Source organism: Saccharomonospora amisosensis (assembly GCF_011761185.1).
Taxonomy (GTDB): domain Bacteria; phylum Actinomycetota; class Actinomycetes; order Mycobacteriales; family Pseudonocardiaceae; genus Saccharomonospora_A; species Saccharomonospora_A amisosensis.
This window is the reverse complement of the sequence record NZ_JAAOYM010000001.1, coordinates 4,651,004-4,665,761: the sequence shown is the minus strand read 5'-3', so window position 1 is coordinate 4,665,761 and position 14,758 is coordinate 4,651,004. Positions and strand designations below refer to the sequence as shown.

General features: G+C 64.4%; 19 protein-coding genes. 16 read left to right on the top strand and 3 right to left on the bottom strand.

From position 1 onward, the window contains the following. Window positions 1-4 precede the first annotated feature (4 nt). From rpsE to truA, 15 genes are all read left to right on the top strand, one after another. Window positions 5-640: a 30S ribosomal protein S5 gene (rpsE, locus tag FHU38_RS22605; protein ID WP_009152394.1), complete on the top strand. Its 636-nt coding sequence runs from the start codon at window positions 5-7 to the stop codon at window positions 638-640. 1 nt (window position 641) lies between these two features. Next, window positions 642-824, top strand: a complete 183-nt coding sequence (rpmD, locus tag FHU38_RS22600; protein WP_009152395.1) for a 50S ribosomal protein L30 — start codon at window positions 642-644, stop codon at window positions 822-824. Further along, window positions 824-1,267 (top strand): 50S ribosomal protein L15, encoded by a 444-nt coding sequence (gene rplO, locus FHU38_RS22595; protein ID WP_167174901.1) that lies wholly within the window; start codon window positions 824-826, stop codon window positions 1,265-1,267. The genes rpmD and rplO overlap by 1 nt, the downstream gene beginning before the upstream one ends. Before the next feature lie 364 nt (window positions 1,268-1,631). After that, window positions 1,632-2,939 (top strand): preprotein translocase subunit SecY, encoded by a 1,308-nt coding sequence (gene secY / locus FHU38_RS22590; protein WP_167174898.1) that lies wholly within the window; start codon window positions 1,632-1,634, stop codon window positions 2,937-2,939. Then, entirely contained in the window at window positions 2,936-3,490 is a 555-nt protein-coding gene (locus FHU38_RS22585) for an adenylate kinase (protein WP_167174895.1), read from the top strand. Before secY ends, FHU38_RS22585 begins: the two co-directional genes overlap by 4 nt. Then, window positions 3,487-4,308, top strand: a complete 822-nt coding sequence (gene map, locus FHU38_RS22580) for a type I methionyl aminopeptidase (protein ID WP_313886861.1) — start codon at window positions 3,487-3,489, stop codon at window positions 4,306-4,308. Before FHU38_RS22585 ends, map begins: the two co-directional genes overlap by 4 nt. Before the next feature lie 319 nt (window positions 4,309-4,627). Then, complete coding sequence (infA, locus tag FHU38_RS22575) at window positions 4,628-4,849, top strand: translation initiation factor IF-1 (protein WP_005443304.1); 222 nt, start codon at window positions 4,628-4,630, stop codon at window positions 4,847-4,849. A gap of 76 nt (window positions 4,850-4,925) precedes the next feature. After that, a complete protein-coding gene (gene rpmJ / locus FHU38_RS22570; RefSeq protein ID WP_005461389.1) occupies window positions 4,926-5,039 on the top strand; it encodes a 50S ribosomal protein L36 in 114 nt (37 codons plus the stop codon). Window positions 5,040-5,249: 210 nt separating this feature from the next. After that, on the top strand, window positions 5,250-5,630 hold the full coding sequence (rpsM, locus tag FHU38_RS22565; RefSeq protein ID WP_009152400.1) for a 30S ribosomal protein S13: 381 nt from the start codon (window positions 5,250-5,252) through the stop codon (window positions 5,628-5,630). Beyond that, window positions 5,627-5,812: a hypothetical protein gene (locus FHU38_RS28050; RefSeq protein ID WP_167174892.1), complete on the top strand. Its 186-nt coding sequence runs from the start codon at window positions 5,627-5,629 to the stop codon at window positions 5,810-5,812. The genes rpsM and FHU38_RS28050 overlap by 4 nt, the downstream gene beginning before the upstream one ends. An 18-nt stretch (window positions 5,813-5,830) precedes the next feature. Further along, the gene (gene rpsK, locus FHU38_RS22555) at window positions 5,831-6,235 is read left to right on the top strand and encodes a 30S ribosomal protein S11 (RefSeq protein WP_009152402.1); all 405 of its coding nucleotides are present in this window, start codon (window positions 5,831-5,833) and stop codon (window positions 6,233-6,235) included. Between the two features lie 22 nt (window positions 6,236-6,257). After that, window positions 6,258-6,863 (top strand): 30S ribosomal protein S4, encoded by a 606-nt coding sequence (rpsD, locus tag FHU38_RS22550; RefSeq protein ID WP_167174889.1) that lies wholly within the window; start codon window positions 6,258-6,260, stop codon window positions 6,861-6,863. Window positions 6,864-6,978: 115 nt separating this feature from the next. Further along, complete coding sequence (locus FHU38_RS22545) at window positions 6,979-8,043, top strand: DNA-directed RNA polymerase subunit alpha (protein WP_167174886.1); 1,065 nt, start codon at window positions 6,979-6,981, stop codon at window positions 8,041-8,043. Window positions 8,044-8,080: 37 nt separating this feature from the next. After that, window positions 8,081-8,677, top strand: coding sequence for a 50S ribosomal protein L17 (gene rplQ, locus FHU38_RS22540; protein ID WP_167174882.1), 597 nt, complete (start codon window positions 8,081-8,083; stop codon window positions 8,675-8,677). Window positions 8,678-8,691: 14 nt separating this feature from the next. Continuing rightward, window positions 8,692-9,585, top strand: a complete 894-nt coding sequence (gene truA / locus FHU38_RS22535; protein ID WP_167174879.1) for a tRNA pseudouridine(38-40) synthase TruA — start codon at window positions 8,692-8,694, stop codon at window positions 9,583-9,585. On the opposite strand, the gene FHU38_RS22530 is transcribed toward truA, so the two are convergent. The 3 genes from FHU38_RS22530 to eccE form a co-directional block, all read right to left on the bottom strand. Next, complete coding sequence (locus FHU38_RS22530; RefSeq protein WP_167174876.1) at window positions 9,582-10,481, bottom strand: endonuclease domain-containing protein; 900 nt, start codon at window positions 10,479-10,481, stop codon at window positions 9,582-9,584. The two genes, truA and FHU38_RS22530, sit on opposite strands and share 4 nt — an antisense overlap. A 180-nt stretch (window positions 10,482-10,661) precedes the next feature. Beyond that, window positions 10,662-11,384: a hypothetical protein gene (locus FHU38_RS22525; RefSeq protein WP_167174873.1), complete on the bottom strand. Its 723-nt coding sequence runs from the start codon at window positions 11,382-11,384 to the stop codon at window positions 10,662-10,664. After that, on the bottom strand, window positions 11,381-12,559 hold the full coding sequence (eccE, locus tag FHU38_RS22520; RefSeq protein WP_313886860.1) for a type VII secretion protein EccE: 1,179 nt from the start codon (window positions 12,557-12,559) through the stop codon (window positions 11,381-11,383). Before eccE ends, FHU38_RS22525 begins: the two co-directional genes overlap by 4 nt. A 467-nt stretch (window positions 12,560-13,026) precedes the next feature. Here eccE and eccB point away from each other — a divergent pair, with 467 nt between their 5' ends. Further along, complete coding sequence (eccB, locus tag FHU38_RS22515; protein WP_167174871.1) at window positions 13,027-14,652, top strand: type VII secretion protein EccB; 1,626 nt, start codon at window positions 13,027-13,029, stop codon at window positions 14,650-14,652. Window positions 14,653-14,758: the final 106 nt, after the last annotated feature.

Sequence of the window (14,758 nt, the reverse complement as noted above, 5' to 3'; positions counted from 1 at the left end):
CCTGATGCCGGGACGTACGCGGCAATCCGGCGGCCAGGGCGGACCCGGCGGCGACCGCGAGCGCGGTGGCGGCAGGGACCGCAGGGACCGTCGTGACGGTGGCCGTGGCGGGGCGGCCCAGGACAAGACCCCGCACCTCGAGCGCGTCGTAGCGATCAACCGAGTGGCCAAGGTCGTCAAGGGTGGTCGGCGCTTCAGCTTCACCGCGCTGGTCGTCGTCGGTGACGGGGACGGACAGGTCGGCGTCGGCTACGGCAAGGCCAAGGAAGTGCCCGCGGCCATCGCCAAGGGTGTCGAGGAGGCGAAGAAGAACTTCTTCCGCGTGCCTCGCATCGCAGGCACCATTCCCCACCCTGTGCAGGGTGAGGAGGCCGCCGGTGTCGTGCTGCTGCGCCCGGCCAGCCCTGGTACCGGAGTTATCGCGGGAGGGCCGGTTCGTGCGGTGCTCGAGTGCGCGGGCGTGCACGACGTGCTGTCCAAGTCGCTCGGCAGCGACAACGCGATCAACATCGTGCACGCGACCGTGCGGGCACTGAAGGACCTGCAGCGTCCGGAGGAGGTCGCGGCGCGCCGTGGTCTTCCGCTGGAGGACGTGGCACCGGCCCGGATGCTGCGCCAGCGTGCGGGGCAGGGGGTCTGACATGGCTCAGCTCAAGGTCACCCAGATCAAGAGCACGATCGGGACCAAGCGCAACCACAGGGATTCGCTGCGCACGCTGGGTCTGCGCAAGATCCGGCAGTCGGTCGTGCGTGATGACACCCCGCAGGTGCGTGGCCTCATCCACACGGTGCGGCACCTGGTGACCGTGGAGGAGGTCAAGTAATGGCCATCAAGATCCATCACCTCAGGCCCGCTCCTGGCGCCAACCGGGAGAAGATCCGGGTCGGCCGTGGTGAGGGCTCGAAGGGCAAGACCGCCGGTCGCGGCACGAAGGGCACCAAGGCCCGTAAGAATGTGCCAGCCGGCTTCGAGGGTGGGCAGATGCCCATTCACATGCGATTGCCGAAGCTGCGTGGCTTCAAGAACCGCTTCCGCACCGAGTACCAGGCGGTGAACGTGGGCGACCTGGCCCGGGTGTTCCCCGACGGTGGCAAGGTCGGCAAGGAGGAACTTGTCGCCCGCGGCCTGGTGCACAAGAACGAGCTGGTGAAGGTGCTCGGTAACGGTGAGCTGAACGGCGTCAAGCTGGATGTGACCGCCGATGCCTTCTCCAACTCGGCGAAGGAGAAGCTCGAGGCGGCAGGTGGCTCGGCCACCAAGCTCTGAGTGAGCGGAACCGGCCCGGAGGAGAACCCACCCAAAGGGAAACCCCTCCGGGCCGTTCCATGCCAGCTCCCCTTACCGCGGTTTGCCCGCTAAACGCGTTCCCATCGGGTCCCCTCACCACGGTTTGCCCGCTAAACGTGCCCGGCGAGCCCGGGCTGCGGCGGCGAGCCGGGGCAGGCGGGCTCAAAAGCGGCACTACGTGATGTCGCGTTGAGCGGGGCTGTTAGAGTCGGAGCCACGCTTCGGGATACCCGTGCCCCGACGCGCCCCTGGCTTGCCCGCCAGCAACAGTGTGTCCTGCCGGTCCAGTGCCGGCCAAGCCGATCGTCGGCTGATCGCCGACGACGCCGAGGAGGTCCCCCGCGTGCTCAGCGCCTTCCGCTCGGCTCTCGCGACGCCGGACCTGCGCAAGAAGATCCTGTTCACGCTGATGATCGTGGCCGTCTATCGGATCGGCGCGACCATGCCAGCACCTGGGGTGTCGTACCCGAACGTCCAGGCTTGTCAGGCGCAGGTTCAAGATCAGAACATCTTCTCGCTGCTGAACCTGTTCAGCGGTGGTGCGCTGCTGCAGCTATCGGTGTTCGCCACCGGGATCATGCCCTACATCACGGCGAGCATCATCGTGCAGTTGCTGACCGTGGTCATCCCGCGGTTCGAGGAGTTGAAGAAGGAAGGCCAGGCGGGGCAGAGCAAGCTCACCCAGTACACGCGGTACCTGACTATCGCGCTGGCGATCTTGCAGGCGACGGGTGTGGTCGCGCTGGCCGATCGAGGTCAGCTTTTCGGTGACTGTGACCAGCCGGTGCTGCCGGACAACAGCGTGTACGCGCTCGCGCTCACGGTGCTCACCATGACGGCAGGCACCGCCGTGATGATGTGGCTGGGTGAGTTGATCACCGAACGCGGCGTTGGCAACGGGATGTCGCTGTTGATCTTCCTTAACATCGCCGCGCGCATCCCGGCTGAGGGTGGCAACATCCTGAACAACCAGGGCGGCCTGGTGTTCTTCTTCGTGTGTGTGCTCGGGCTGGCGATCATCGCGAGTGTCATCTTCGTCGAGCAGGGGCAGCGCCGAATCCCCGTGCAGTACGCCAAGCGCATGATCGGCCGACGCATGTACGGCGGGACGTCCACCTATTTGCCGATCAAGGTCAACCAGGCCGGTGTCATTCCGGTGATCTTCGCGTCCTCGCTGCTCTACCTGCCCGACCTGATCGGCAGGCTCGTGGGGAACCCGAACGAGGCGTCCTGGTGGCAACGCTTCCTGCAGACGTACCTGGTCGACCAGTCGAGCTGGGTGCACATCCTGATGTACTTCGCGCTGATCATCTTCTTCACCTACTTCTACATCACGATCACCTTCAACGTGGATGAGCGTGCGGAGGAGATGAAGAAGTTCGGTGGCTTCATTCCCGGCATCAGGCCAGGCAGGCCCACGGCCGAGTACCTCGGTCACGTGCTCAGCCGTATCACACTTCCGGGGTCGATCTACCTCGGCATCGTTGCCATCCTGCCGAACTTCTTCCTGTCGATCACCGGTGAAGGTCAGAACCAGAACTTCCCGTTCGGCGGCACTGCTGTGCTGATCATGGTTGGTGTCGGTCTCGACACGGTGAAGCAGATCGAAAGCCAGCTGATGCAGCGCAATTACGAAGGGTTCCTGCGATGACGCGCGTGGTTCTAGTCGGTCCGCCTGGGGCAGGAAAGGGTACGCAGGCTGCGGCGTTGTCCGAGCGACTCGGCGTACCGCATATCTCCACGGGCGAGCTGTTCAGGACCCACGTAGGGGAGCAGACACCACTTGGCAGAGAAGCGAAGCGTTACCTGGACTCCGGTGAACTGGTTCCGGATTCGGTGACCAACGAGATGGTGCGGGAGCGGCTCACGGAACCGGACGCCAAGTCGGGCTTCCTGCTCGACGGCTTCCCACGCAACACCAAGCAAGCTGATGTGCTGGCCCAGATGCTCGCGGAGTCGGATACCGCATTGGACGCCGTGATCGAGCTGCAGGTACCTGAAGACGTGCTGGTGGATCGCTTACTGGCTAGGGGGCGTACGGACGACACCGAGGACGTGATTCGACGCAGGCAGCAGGTGTACCGTTCTGAGACCGCTCCGCTGTTGCAGTATTACTCTGGCATCCTTGTGACGGTGGACGGCGTGGGCGACGTGGACCAGGTGTCGGCTCGAGTGCTGGAAGCTCTCGGCAACCGCTCGTGAAGCTCCTCCCACGCCGCGTGCGGCAGTTGTTCCGTCGGGATCGCTCCATCGAGGTGAAGAGCCGGGGCGAGCTGGAAGCCATGCGCGCGGCAGGTCTGGTTGTCGCTCGAACCTTGCGTGACGTAGTCCAAACCGCTGCGCCGGGCGTAAGCACGGCAGAACTCGACGAGTTGGCCGAGCAGACCATCCGGGAAGCCAACGCGGTGCCGTCGTTCAAGGGCTATCACGGGTTTCCGGCGTCGATTTGCACATCGGTGAACGAGCAGATCGTGCATGGCATCCCCTCGCCGGCGCGTGTCCTACGGGAAGGTGACCTGCTGTCGGTGGACTGCGGGGCCATCCTGGACGGTTGGCACGGTGACTCGGCGGTCACCATCGAGATCGGTGCCGTTGCGGAGGCGGACAAGAAGCTGTCGGCGGCCACCAGGGCCGCGATGCTAGCAGGGGTGAGGGCGGTCAACCCGGGCGCGCGGCTCACCGACATCTCTTATGCCATCGAGCAGACGGCCCGGCGAGCTGCCGCCGAGGACGGTGTCGAGTACGGGATGGTGCTCGAGTACGGCGGGCACGGTATCGGTTCGGCAATGCACATGGACCCATTCCTGCCCAACGTGGGCAGGCCAGGCCGAGGGCCGCTGCTCGAGGTGGGTATGGCGTTGGCAATCGAGCCCATGCTCACGGCTGGCTCGCCAGAGACCGTCGAGCTGGAAGACGGCTGGACGGTGGTCACCGCTGATGGATCTCGCGCCGCGCACTGGGAGCACACGGTAGCGGTCACCGACGAGGGGCCGTGGGTGTTGACGGAACCAGAACAGTGATGATCTGTCACCGCTTACCACGGTTTGCCCGCTAAACGTTGCCCGGCAAGCACGGTTTGCCCGCTAAACGTGATTTGGGAGCGCGGCACTCCTCCGAAACGCTGTTATCATTACTCGTGAGTCGTTCACCTGGTAGGCGGCTGACTCAAGCAACCCCGGCTTAGGGGGCTTGACACGCGGCGCGTACACTGACTATTCGGCGTGCTCATCACGCCGGTTCCAGCATGCTCACTTCCACTGGGCAGCGGGATTGGCGTGGCGTGCGTGCCACCAGGCAGGCAAGCACTCACCGCTCAACCAATCACGAAACGCGGAGGACATGGCGAAGAAGGACGGGGCCATCGAGGTCGAAGGCCGCGTAATCGAGCCGCTTCCCAACGCGATGTTTCGCGTCGAGTTGGAGAACGGCCACAAGGTCCTTGCACACATCAGTGGCAAGATGCGGCAGCACTACATCCGCATTCTGCCGGAGGACAGGGTTGTCGTAGAGCTTTCGCCCTACGACTTGTCCCGTGGTCGCATCGTCTACCGCTACAAGTGATCACGGTGAGCGTGGTGGAGGGAGACCTCCACCAGGGGGCACGCAGCAACTCAGCACGAGCAGGAGAGCAGGAGACGTGAAGGTCAAGCCGAGCGTCAAGCGGATCTGTGACAAGTGCCAGATCGTCCGTCGGCACGGTCGGATCATGGTGATCTGCGACAACCTGCGGCACAAGCAGCGGCAGGGCTGATCACCGGCACTCGTCCGAGTGAATTCATAGCCGAGAACCACTCCCCGTACCTGCCGGACCGCGGCGAAAGCCGACGGGACCGGCTCACCCCCGGACTCCAGGCCGGGGCCGGGACGCCGCCCGCGAGAGCGGGTGGTGCGACAGCGAGTCGTCCCGGGAATGGTCAGGGAGCAGACCTGGAGACACGATGAAGAAGGAGCATGAGCGCCAATGGCACGACTCGCTGGCGTCGATCTTCCCCGCGAGAAGCGGCTCGAGATCGCGCTTACCTACATCTACGGCATCGGCCGTACCCGTTCCAAGGAACTGATCACCGCCACGGAACTGAACGCGGACACCCGCGTGAAGGACCTCAGCGATGACGACCTTGTGAAACTGCGGGACTACATCGAAGAGAACTTCAAGGTCGAGGGTGACCTCCGTCGCGAGGTAAATGCTGACATCCGTCGAAAGATCGAGATCGGCTGTTACGAAGGCCTGCGCTGGCGACGCGGACTTCCTGTCCGCGGGCAACGCACCAAGACCAACGCCCGTACGCGCAAGGGCCCGAAGAAGACGGTCGCGGGCAAGAAGAAGGCGGGCAAGAAGTGAGTATCCGGGGCAAGAAGCTCGTGGGCGGAGCCATGCAACGTCAGGGCAGCGCTTCCTACATGTCGCCGAAGGCTCTTTACGCTCGCCCGATGGCGCTGCGCCAGCTGTACACCGACGCCGGCACGTTGATTCGGCGTGGACAGCGTGAAGCCGCTGCGGCCCACCAGAAGAACTCGCGCTAACGAGGAGTCACCCAGACCATGCCACCCAAGGCACGCACGACCGGAACCAAGAAGGTCCGGCGCAAGGAAAAGAAGAATGTCGCTCACGGGCATGCCCACATCAAGAGCACATTCAACAACACCATCATTTCCATCACCGACCCCAACGGTGCGGTAATTTCGTGGGCCTCCTCCGGCCACGTCGGCTTCAAGGGCTCCCGCAAGTCCACGCCGTTCGCCGCACAAATGGCAGCCGAGAGCGCGGCCAGGAAGGCCGCCGAGCACGGTATGAAGAAGGTCGACGTCTTCGTCAAGGGTCCCGGCTCCGGCCGTGAGACGGCGATCAGGTCGCTGCAGGCCGCCGGCCTCGAGGTGGGGACGATCCAGGACGTGACCCCGCAGCCGCACAACGGCTGCCGCCCGCCGAAGCGGCGCCGGGTCTGAGGAACGGGAGGAGTAAGAACAGATGGCCCGTTACACCGGCCCCGCGACGCGCGTTTCGCGTCGGCTCAAGGTCGACCTCATCGGTGGCGACCAGGCGTTCGAGCGCCGCCCTTACCCGCCCGGCCAGCACGGCCGGGGCCGCGTCAAGGAAAGCGAGTATCTGCTCCAGCTTCAGGAGAAGCAAAAGGCGCGCCACACCTACGGCATTCTGGAGCGCCAGTTCAAGCGCTACTACGAGGAGGCCGCCCGCCGCGCTGGCAAGACGGGTGAGAACCTGCTGCAGATCCTTGAGTCGCGACTGGACAACGTGGTTTACCGTGCTGGCCTGGCCCGCACGCGGCGGCAGGCCCGCCAGCTCGTCAGTCACGGCCATTTTCTCGTCAACGGCGAGAAGGTGAATATCCCGAGCTTCCGGGTTTCGAAGTTCGACATCATCGACGTGCGGCCCAAGTCGCTTCAGACGCTGCCGTTCGTGGCGGCCAAGGAAGCCATGGGCGAGCGCCCTATTCCGGCGTGGCTGCAGGTCGTGCCGTCGAGCCTGCGGATTCTTGTGCATCAGTTGCCCGAACGTGCGCAGATCGAGATTCCGGTGCAGGAACAGTTGATCGTCGAGTTCTACTCGAAGTAACCCAGGGCCTGGCTTCGGCCAGGAATGGGTTGGCGGCGGCGCCCGAAGCGCGTCGCCGCTACGCCACACCTTTCGGCGTCATATGGCGGGCGCCGGCAGGAAAGGAAGAAGGAAAGTGCTCATTTCCCAGCGGCCGACTCTCGGCGAAGAGACGGTCAACGAGACCCGCTCACGGTTCACCATCGAGCCGCTCGAGCCAGGCTTCGGCTACACGCTCGGCAACTCGCTGCGGCGTACGCTGCTGTCCTCGATCCCGGGCGCTGCGGTCACCAGCATTCGCATCGACGGTGTGCTGCACGAATTCACCACCGTTCCCGGGGTGAAGGAAGATGTCACCGAGATCATCCTGAACCTCAAGGAGCTCGTGGTCTCCTCCGAGGAGGACGAGCCCGTCACGATGTACCTGCGCAAGCAGGGACCCGGTGAGGTCACCGCCGCTGACATTGTGCCACCAGCTGGTGTGACGGTTCACAATCCGGATTTGCACATCGCCTCGCTGAACGGCAAGGGCAAGCTCGAGATCGAGCTCGTCGTCGAACGTGGCCGCGGGTACGTTCCTGCACTGCAGAACAAGCAGGCTGGTGCCGAGATCGGTCGAATTCCCATTGACTCGATCTACTCACCGGTGCTGAAGGTGACCTACAAGGTTGAGGCCACCCGTGTCGAGCAGCGCACGGACTTCGACAAGCTGGTTCTCGATGTGGAGACCAAGCCGTCGATCACTCCCAGGGACGCCGTCGCATCGGCGGGCAAGACGCTGGTTGAGCTGTTCGGCCTCGCGCGTGAGCTGAATGTTGATGCCGAGGGCATCGAGATTGGCCCCTCGCCGCAGGAGGCGGACACCATCGCGGCCTACGCGATGCCGATCGAGGACCTCGACCTGACGGTGCGGTCTTACAACTGCCTCAAGCGTGAGGGCATCCACACTGTCGGCGAGTTGGTTTCCCGCAGTGAGGCGGACTTGCTCGATATTCGTAACTTCGGTGCGAAGTCGATCGACGAGGTCAAGATGAAGCTCGTCGGTCTTGGTCTCACGTTGAAGGACAGCCCGCCTGGGTTTGATCCCACTGCGGCGGCGTCCACCTACGAGGGTGAGACGTGGGGGGCCGAAGCTACCCCTGGCCTGCCCGACACCGGTCATGACGATGGTCAGGACTACGCAGAGACGGAGCAGCTGTAAGTCGTCTTGCGGCTGACGAGCTGAACGAGGAGAACCGATGCCCACTCCCACCAAGGGACCCCGTCTCGGCGGATCGCCCGCGCACGAGCGGTTGATGCTGGCCAACCTGGCCACGTCGTTGTTCGCGCACGGCAAGATCACCACGACCGAGGCGAAGGCGAAGCGTGTGCGGCCACTCGCGGAGAAGCTGATCACCAAGGCCAAGCGCGGTGATCTGCATAACCGCCGCCAGATCATGCGTGTCGTGCGCGACAAGGACGTCGTGCACAAGCTGATGGCCGAGATCGGCCCCTTCTTCGAGGACCGCAACGGTGGCTATGTACGAATCACCAGGACACTGCCACGCAAGGGCGACAACGCTCCGATGGCAGTCATCGAACTGGTGTCGGAGAAGACCGTGACGGCAGAGGCCGAGGCCGCGAAGAAGACGAAGTTCGCGAAGGACAAGTCTGCGGCGTCCGAGACGCGGGCAGAGGAGTCGAAGCCCGAGGAGACTGCTCAGGCTGAGAAGGAGTCGGCCGCCGACCAGGACGCGGAGGCGCCGACCACTGCGACGGACGAGGCCACTGCGGACCCCGCCGAGGGCGCTGAAGCGCCTACCGGTGAGCCGAGCGACAAGAAGGAAGAGTCCTGACGGCTCAAAGTCCGATGAACGAGCCCGCCGTTCCCACAGTGGATGGCGGGCTCGTTCGTATTCGTCTCGACTTGGCCTATGACGGCACCGACTTTTCCGGGTGGGCAAAGCAGCCACGGCAACGGACAGTGCAGGGAGTGCTCGAGGAAGCGCTCGCGAAGCAACCACCGGGCGAGGCGATGGTCGGACCCATGGTGGTCGCGGGCCGCACAGATGCGGGCGTCCACGCCACTGCCCAAGTCGCCCATGTCGACGCATCGCGTTTCGCGGGCAAAACGTTGCGGGGCTTGGCTGTGGATGAGCAGGGTGTCCCTGACCTGATCCGCTTACGACACCGTTGGAACAGGGTTCTTCCGCCAGATGTACGGGTATTGGCGGTCGATGTCGCGCCGGACGGTTTTGATGCCCGGTTCTCCGCCATGAGACGGCACTATCTGTACAAGGTGTCGGATGCGCCATGGGGCGTTGACCCGCTGCGTCGACGGGACACCCTGGCGTGGCCGCGGGCACTTGTTGTGGAAGCCATGAACGAAGCCGCAAGCCCTCTCATCGGGCTGCACGACTTCGCCGCCTTCTGCAAGCAGCGTGAGGGCGCAACGACCATCAGACATCTGCAACGGCTGAGCTGGCGGCAAGTGGGCGAACACGAGATACACGCGACGGTTACGGCCGATGCGTTCTGCCACTCCATGGTTCGCAGCCTTGTGGGGGCACTATTGCTGGTGGGAGATGGGCGCCGCAGTGCTGCATCAGTTGTCGAATCGCTTCGCAGTCACCTACGCGACAGTGCGGTAGCGCCGCCCCACGGGCTGACATTGATTGGCGTTGACTATCCGCCTGCAGGTGAGCTCGCCGCGCGAGCCAATGAGACCCGCAATACTCGATCCGCGCACCCGAGCAGTTCCTAGGGCGATTGCTGGGCGCGGCGCACGGCCTCCAGTATCTTGTTCGGATCGCCTGTCAAGTCTTCAGCGGTGACAATGACGAACCGCCATCCTTCGGCAGCGAGTCGCCCACGTCGGGCTCGGTCGAGGAGGGTCTGTCTTCGTTCTCGATGCCAGTAACCGTCGTACTCTATAGCCGTTCGTGTTTCGGTGATCGCGAGATCGAGCCGGGCCACTTCTGTACCATTCTTCAGAATCCGGTACTGCGGAGTCGGGTTGAGGCCTCCTGTTTCGAGGACGACCCGCAGTTCTGACTCGGGAAGTGATTCCGCTCGTGCGTCGGACATGAGGAGAGCCTCTCGTGCGAGTCTGATACCCCGATTACGCCGATCTCGGAGAGTACGTTCTAGCGCCTTCGTGGAAACCAGCTTCGAGCGCAGGAATGCGTCAAGGTCTGGGACAGCTATGCGTAGCCGCCTTATCCATCCGTGCGTTCGCGGCGAGAGTCGCAGCAGTAGATCAAGAGCTATGCGAGTGGGCCGGGCTATCCTGATGCCCTGCCAGGGTCGGGATTCTTTTCGTTTGACAGCTGTCCTGCGCACGCGGATACCGCTTATGGGACCGAAACGCGATTTCTCTGGAACGACGAATTCAACTGGGTCGTGCGGTTTGGCGAGGTCGATCCCGAGGACTGTCGCGGCTGACCGGCCTGTCAGCACCGCTTCTTTGGGAACGATCAATGCCGCGCCGCGGCAGCGGAGTTCGTGCGTCACCGGCAGGTGGGCCGGCGCGTAGACGTCCTGAAACAGCCGTCGGAACATCGGCCCGCGTAGCTGGGCTTCTGTTACGTACCCTTCGGCACGGGCAACTGATCCGCGGAAGACGTTTGTCAGCTCGTGTGGCCTCGTTGTTCTGTTCACCCAGTAAACCTTGCTGGGCTGACCGACATTCAGGCACGGCCTATCGTGAGTTGTCCACAAGGGCGCGGTTATCCACAGCCCTGTACCCCCCCGCGCTTGGCCGGCGAGTGAGGTCAAGACGCGGCTTGCCCGCGAAACGCGGTGCGCACGTTTCGCGGGCAAACCGCGTTGTTGGGCGTGTCAGTCGCCGCGCCGGACGGGGCCCAGGATCTGTTGTTCCTTGCTCGTGGTCACCAGGCGAAGTGGTCGCCAAAGGTTTCGACCAAGAGCGACCACTTGGTCGTCCTTCAGCATCGTCAGTTGCCCCTTCATCTGGAAGGGCAATCGCCAGATACGCGCCGCGAGTTCGGCCTGTCCTGCTGGAAGCCGCTGCATCAGCACCAGGTCCGCGGCGTTCGCGAGCGCACCCGCTTGCGGATGCAGGTACGGCAGCACATAAACGGTGGTTTGCCACGGCGATCGGGGAGGAAACAGATCCTGCGGTGTAGGGCCGCCGTCGTGTACAACCAGCAATGGCGCATCTTCCGACGGCCTTGGAAGCTCGACAGGCGAGAGTCGCCGGATCTGCACCAGCGGTGAAGGCTGGCCGTTGCGCTGGGTACCCGCAGCCTGCGACAACACATGCCACGCGGTGGGCCTACCCGTCGCGACGACGACCCACGCCCCTACCGCCATCGCACGCAAGGCGACCTGCCGGGCGAGGTAAAGCCCACCGACGAGCACGATCCTCGTCGGCGTGGAGCGCAGGGCTGAGATGGTCAGCGGCTCACCCTGCAGCCCTGACCCCAGCACGATGCCGCCCCGATCACCTGACGGGCTGATGGCGTCGAGCAGCGTCGGGTCGACGATGAATTCCGCAGCCACCCCGGCGCCGTTGTTGGCATCGTGAACGCGGGTGGTCACGCGGTGCCTCCTATCGGAAGAGTTGCGGAGAAGCCAGCCGCCTGTAGGCCACGCAGCGGTGTCAGTGCCACCCCAAGGCGGCCGGAAATGTTCGTCAGGCGCTGGTCCGCTGCCTCGAGTTCACGGGGGTTGCGGGCGCTGACCCGGACAACACCCCGCAGCGCGATCTTGCCACTCTCCTGCGCGGGCGAGATTGCCATAGCCACCGTCGCGGAAAGTGCGCGCACGCTCGTGAGCGCGTTGAGGTTGCTGCTGATCTTGCCCTTGGGCCAACCCGTGATCGCGTAGCTGGCATGCCCTATTCCCGCGGCTGTCACGCCGGTCCAGCGTTCGCGCAGCCTGACGCGAGTGTCGGATCCAGCGACACCGGTGAGTTCGGCGGCGGAGATCCCTGCTCGCAGCAGTTCGTCGGGATTGAGGGGCCGGGTCGGTACGCCTCGTGATTCCAACGCGTTGCGCACTCGTGACAGCGCACCGATCAGTGCTCGATGTGACCCGACTACGCCGCCACCACGTTCCTGTACCGCTGCGGGGCACCGCTTCGGGTCGAGCCGGATGGAAACCCACGTTGTGCGGCGCGCCGCAGCAGGAAGTGGTCCGAGCACCTCCATGTAAGAACTCAGCGCGGGAGAATCGGCGGGTAGGGCGGCACTGCCCGGGTAGCAGTGCCAGGTCAGCTGTATGGAGTCGAGGACCACGCCGCGGTCTTCCAGACACGGCGCCAATGCCGACAGGGGCAGGCTCGGGGCACCGCCTGCCTGCGTGATCAGTGCTGGTGTCGGCTCCACCAGCAGCACTGCGGTCCAGTTTCCGTCGTGCCAGGCAAGCCCCACATCCTGGTGTTCGTGATCCTTGCCGTATGCCACCACAAGGTCCGGCACAGCGAGCCGGAGCAGGCTGACTCTCGCGTCGTCGGGGCCGATCACGTTCTGTTCGGCAGCCTCGGTAGCGAGCTTCTCCACCGTTGGCGGTGGTGGTGGTGTGACTTCCCGGCCGTGAGACCGGAGGGTGTAGCGCGCGGTCAATCCGGCCCACTGGGTGAACCACTGACCACCCCAACGGAGTAGAGCCAGGACCAGCGCGACTGCGACGACAGCTATCGCGACGTACAGCAGGGAATTGTTGAGGGCTAGAAGAAGGAGGCCGATCGCCAGCCCGACCTCCAGCAGCACCACATTCGCGACTGGCAGCGGGCCGAAACTTGCGCCAAGCGTGCGGCGCCGTGCAGGTGGCGCTGTACGAGCCGGTGGGCTGGAGCCGTTCGGCCGAGGGGGTTGCTGACCGGGTGGAGGCCCCGGTGGTCCGCCCGGCCCCCCAGGACCCCCCGGCCCTCCTGGCCCCTGCGGTCCGTGTGGACCTTGCGGGCTGCGTGGGACTGCGGGGCCTCGGCCAGGCCCGTCTGGTCGCTGTCGAGGACCCGCGGGCCGCCCGACCGGCGGTTGCGGTCTCGGCGGCGGGCCCGTGCGACGTGGAGGAGTGCTGACGGACATCCGCTCGTTCTCTTCCCCTCGTGCGTACAACTGGCGTCAAGCGGTCCCGGGAAACCGAACCATGACGGAGTTGGTAGAAACCAACACCAGATGGTTCCCCGCACGGCTATCCTGCGGAACCGTACCGCGAGTGGGAGAGCTGTAGGTCGAGAATGCCGTCAACACCGACAACCAAGTCGCAAGTTCAGGCGTACCGGTTCGTGCTGCGGCGCATGCAGTCCGCGCTGGTCCGCAAGGACGCGGTGATGTTGCACGACCCCATGCGGACGCACTCGCGTGCCACCATTGTCGGTGTCGTGCTGAGTGCGCTGGCGATGGTCGGCTTCATCATCGTCGGGTTCTTCAAGCCTGCTCCCAAGCCGCCGGATTCCGGCATCGTCATCGGCGAGCCATCCGGTTCCGTCTACGTCGTCGCGGAAAATCCGAAGAAGCTCATCCCGACGTTCAACCTCGCTTCGGCGCGGCTTATGCTCATGGCCTCCCAACAGGGTGGGGAAGGCGGGCAAGCGGCGGCCGCCGGGAGTGGTGGCCAGGCGGCCGAGCCCGAAGTGGTTCCTGACGACCAGCTCAAAGACATCCCGCGAGGACGACTTCAGGGCATACCGAACGGGCCTGAGTTGCTGCCGGCAGAGGACCAGCTCATCTCGACTGACTGGGCGGTCTGCGACCAGATCGACATCAACCGTGACCTGCCCAGTGGCGTGGCGCGAGACTCGGCAGAGACAACGACAACCGTGTTCGCAGGCCTGAAGGATCTCGGGCGGGAACTGACGCAGAATCAAGCACTCCTGGTCGTCGCCGAAGACGGCAAGCATCATTTGATCTACCGACAAGGCACTGACGAGAACCAACCCAACGCGAACGCGGTTCGGGCCGAGGTCGACATGGAGGACGCCTCCGTGCGCCGTGCGTTGGAGCTGGACCCGGCTATGGCAAGGCGAATCTCGATGGGGTTGTTGAACGCGATCCCTGCCGTGGGCGAACTAAAAGCACCCACAGTGCCGGGAGCGGGCGAGACGCCCGACGGATTCGACGTTGATGGCCTTCCTGTCGGGGCGGTTTTCGCGATCGAACGCAGCAACAGCACCGAATACTACGTCATCACTCGCTCGGGTACTCAACCGATCACGCAGGCCGTTGCCGACATGATCCGGTTCAGCAACACCCAAGGCGGAGGCGAGTCCGTTGAGCGGGTCAGCCCCGACGTACTGACGAATGTTCCCAGCGTTGGCAGGAACGACCCTGCCTACCTCGACGTCGATTACTACCCGCCGTCGGTGCCCACCGTGCTCGACCCGTTGAAGTTCCCCGTCGGATGTCTCGGCTGGAGTGTCAAGGGCACGGGCCCCCAACAGGACGCCTACACCGCCGTCTACGTCGGTTCTGAGCTGCCAGGACCCAAGGACGCCCAAGGCAAGCCGCAACTGATCGACATCGGGTCCCCGAGTCCTGACAACTGGAAGATCGACAGCTTCTACATGCGGCCGGGGTTCGCGGCTGCGGTGCGGTCGGCGACGACCAAAGAAACCTTCGGCAGGGGCAACATCCAGCTCATCTCCGATCGAGGAATGCGCTACGGCATCCCAAACACCGACATCGCCACCGGGTTGGGGTTGAACAGGCTCGACCCCGCTCCCGAGTCCATTATCAAGTTGCTTCCTGTGGGTGCTTCGCTGAACACCCAAGACGTCATGCGCACATTCGACGCCGTACCTGTTGACCCGAACGCGGGCTCGTTCCAACAGGACGGTGCGGCCGGGACGACAGGCGGTAACTGAAATCGCCTGCCCTTGAGCCGGATAACCGCGCGAGGTCGCAAGTCCGGATGTCGCGGGTGAGCCCGTCGCGATGCGCAGTATGGGGAAACCAAGGCCACGTAGTGCC

Coding starts and splice junctions, on each gene's coding strand:
- rpsE (WP_009152394.1), top strand. CDS start 5: ATGCCGGGACGTACGCGGCAATCCGGCGGCCAGGGCGGACCCGGCGGC.
- rpmD (WP_009152395.1), top strand. CDS start 642: ATGGCTCAGCTCAAGGTCACCCAGATCAAGAGCACGATCGGGACCAAG.
- rplO (WP_167174901.1), top strand. CDS start 824: ATGGCCATCAAGATCCATCACCTCAGGCCCGCTCCTGGCGCCAACCGG.
- FHU38_RS22585 (WP_167174895.1), top strand. CDS start 2,936: ATGACGCGCGTGGTTCTAGTCGGTCCGCCTGGGGCAGGAAAGGGTACG.
- infA (WP_005443304.1), top strand. CDS start 4,628: ATGGCGAAGAAGGACGGGGCCATCGAGGTCGAAGGCCGCGTAATCGAG.
- rpsM (WP_009152400.1), top strand. CDS start 5,250: ATGGCACGACTCGCTGGCGTCGATCTTCCCCGCGAGAAGCGGCTCGAG.
- rpsK (WP_009152402.1), top strand. CDS start 5,831: ATGCCACCCAAGGCACGCACGACCGGAACCAAGAAGGTCCGGCGCAAG.
- rpsD (WP_167174889.1), top strand. CDS start 6,258: ATGGCCCGTTACACCGGCCCCGCGACGCGCGTTTCGCGTCGGCTCAAG.
- rplQ (WP_167174882.1), top strand. CDS start 8,081: ATGCCCACTCCCACCAAGGGACCCCGTCTCGGCGGATCGCCCGCGCAC.
- truA (WP_167174879.1), top strand. CDS start 8,692: ATGAACGAGCCCGCCGTTCCCACAGTGGATGGCGGGCTCGTTCGTATT.
- eccB (WP_167174871.1), top strand. CDS start 13,027: ATGCCGTCAACACCGACAACCAAGTCGCAAGTTCAGGCGTACCGGTTC.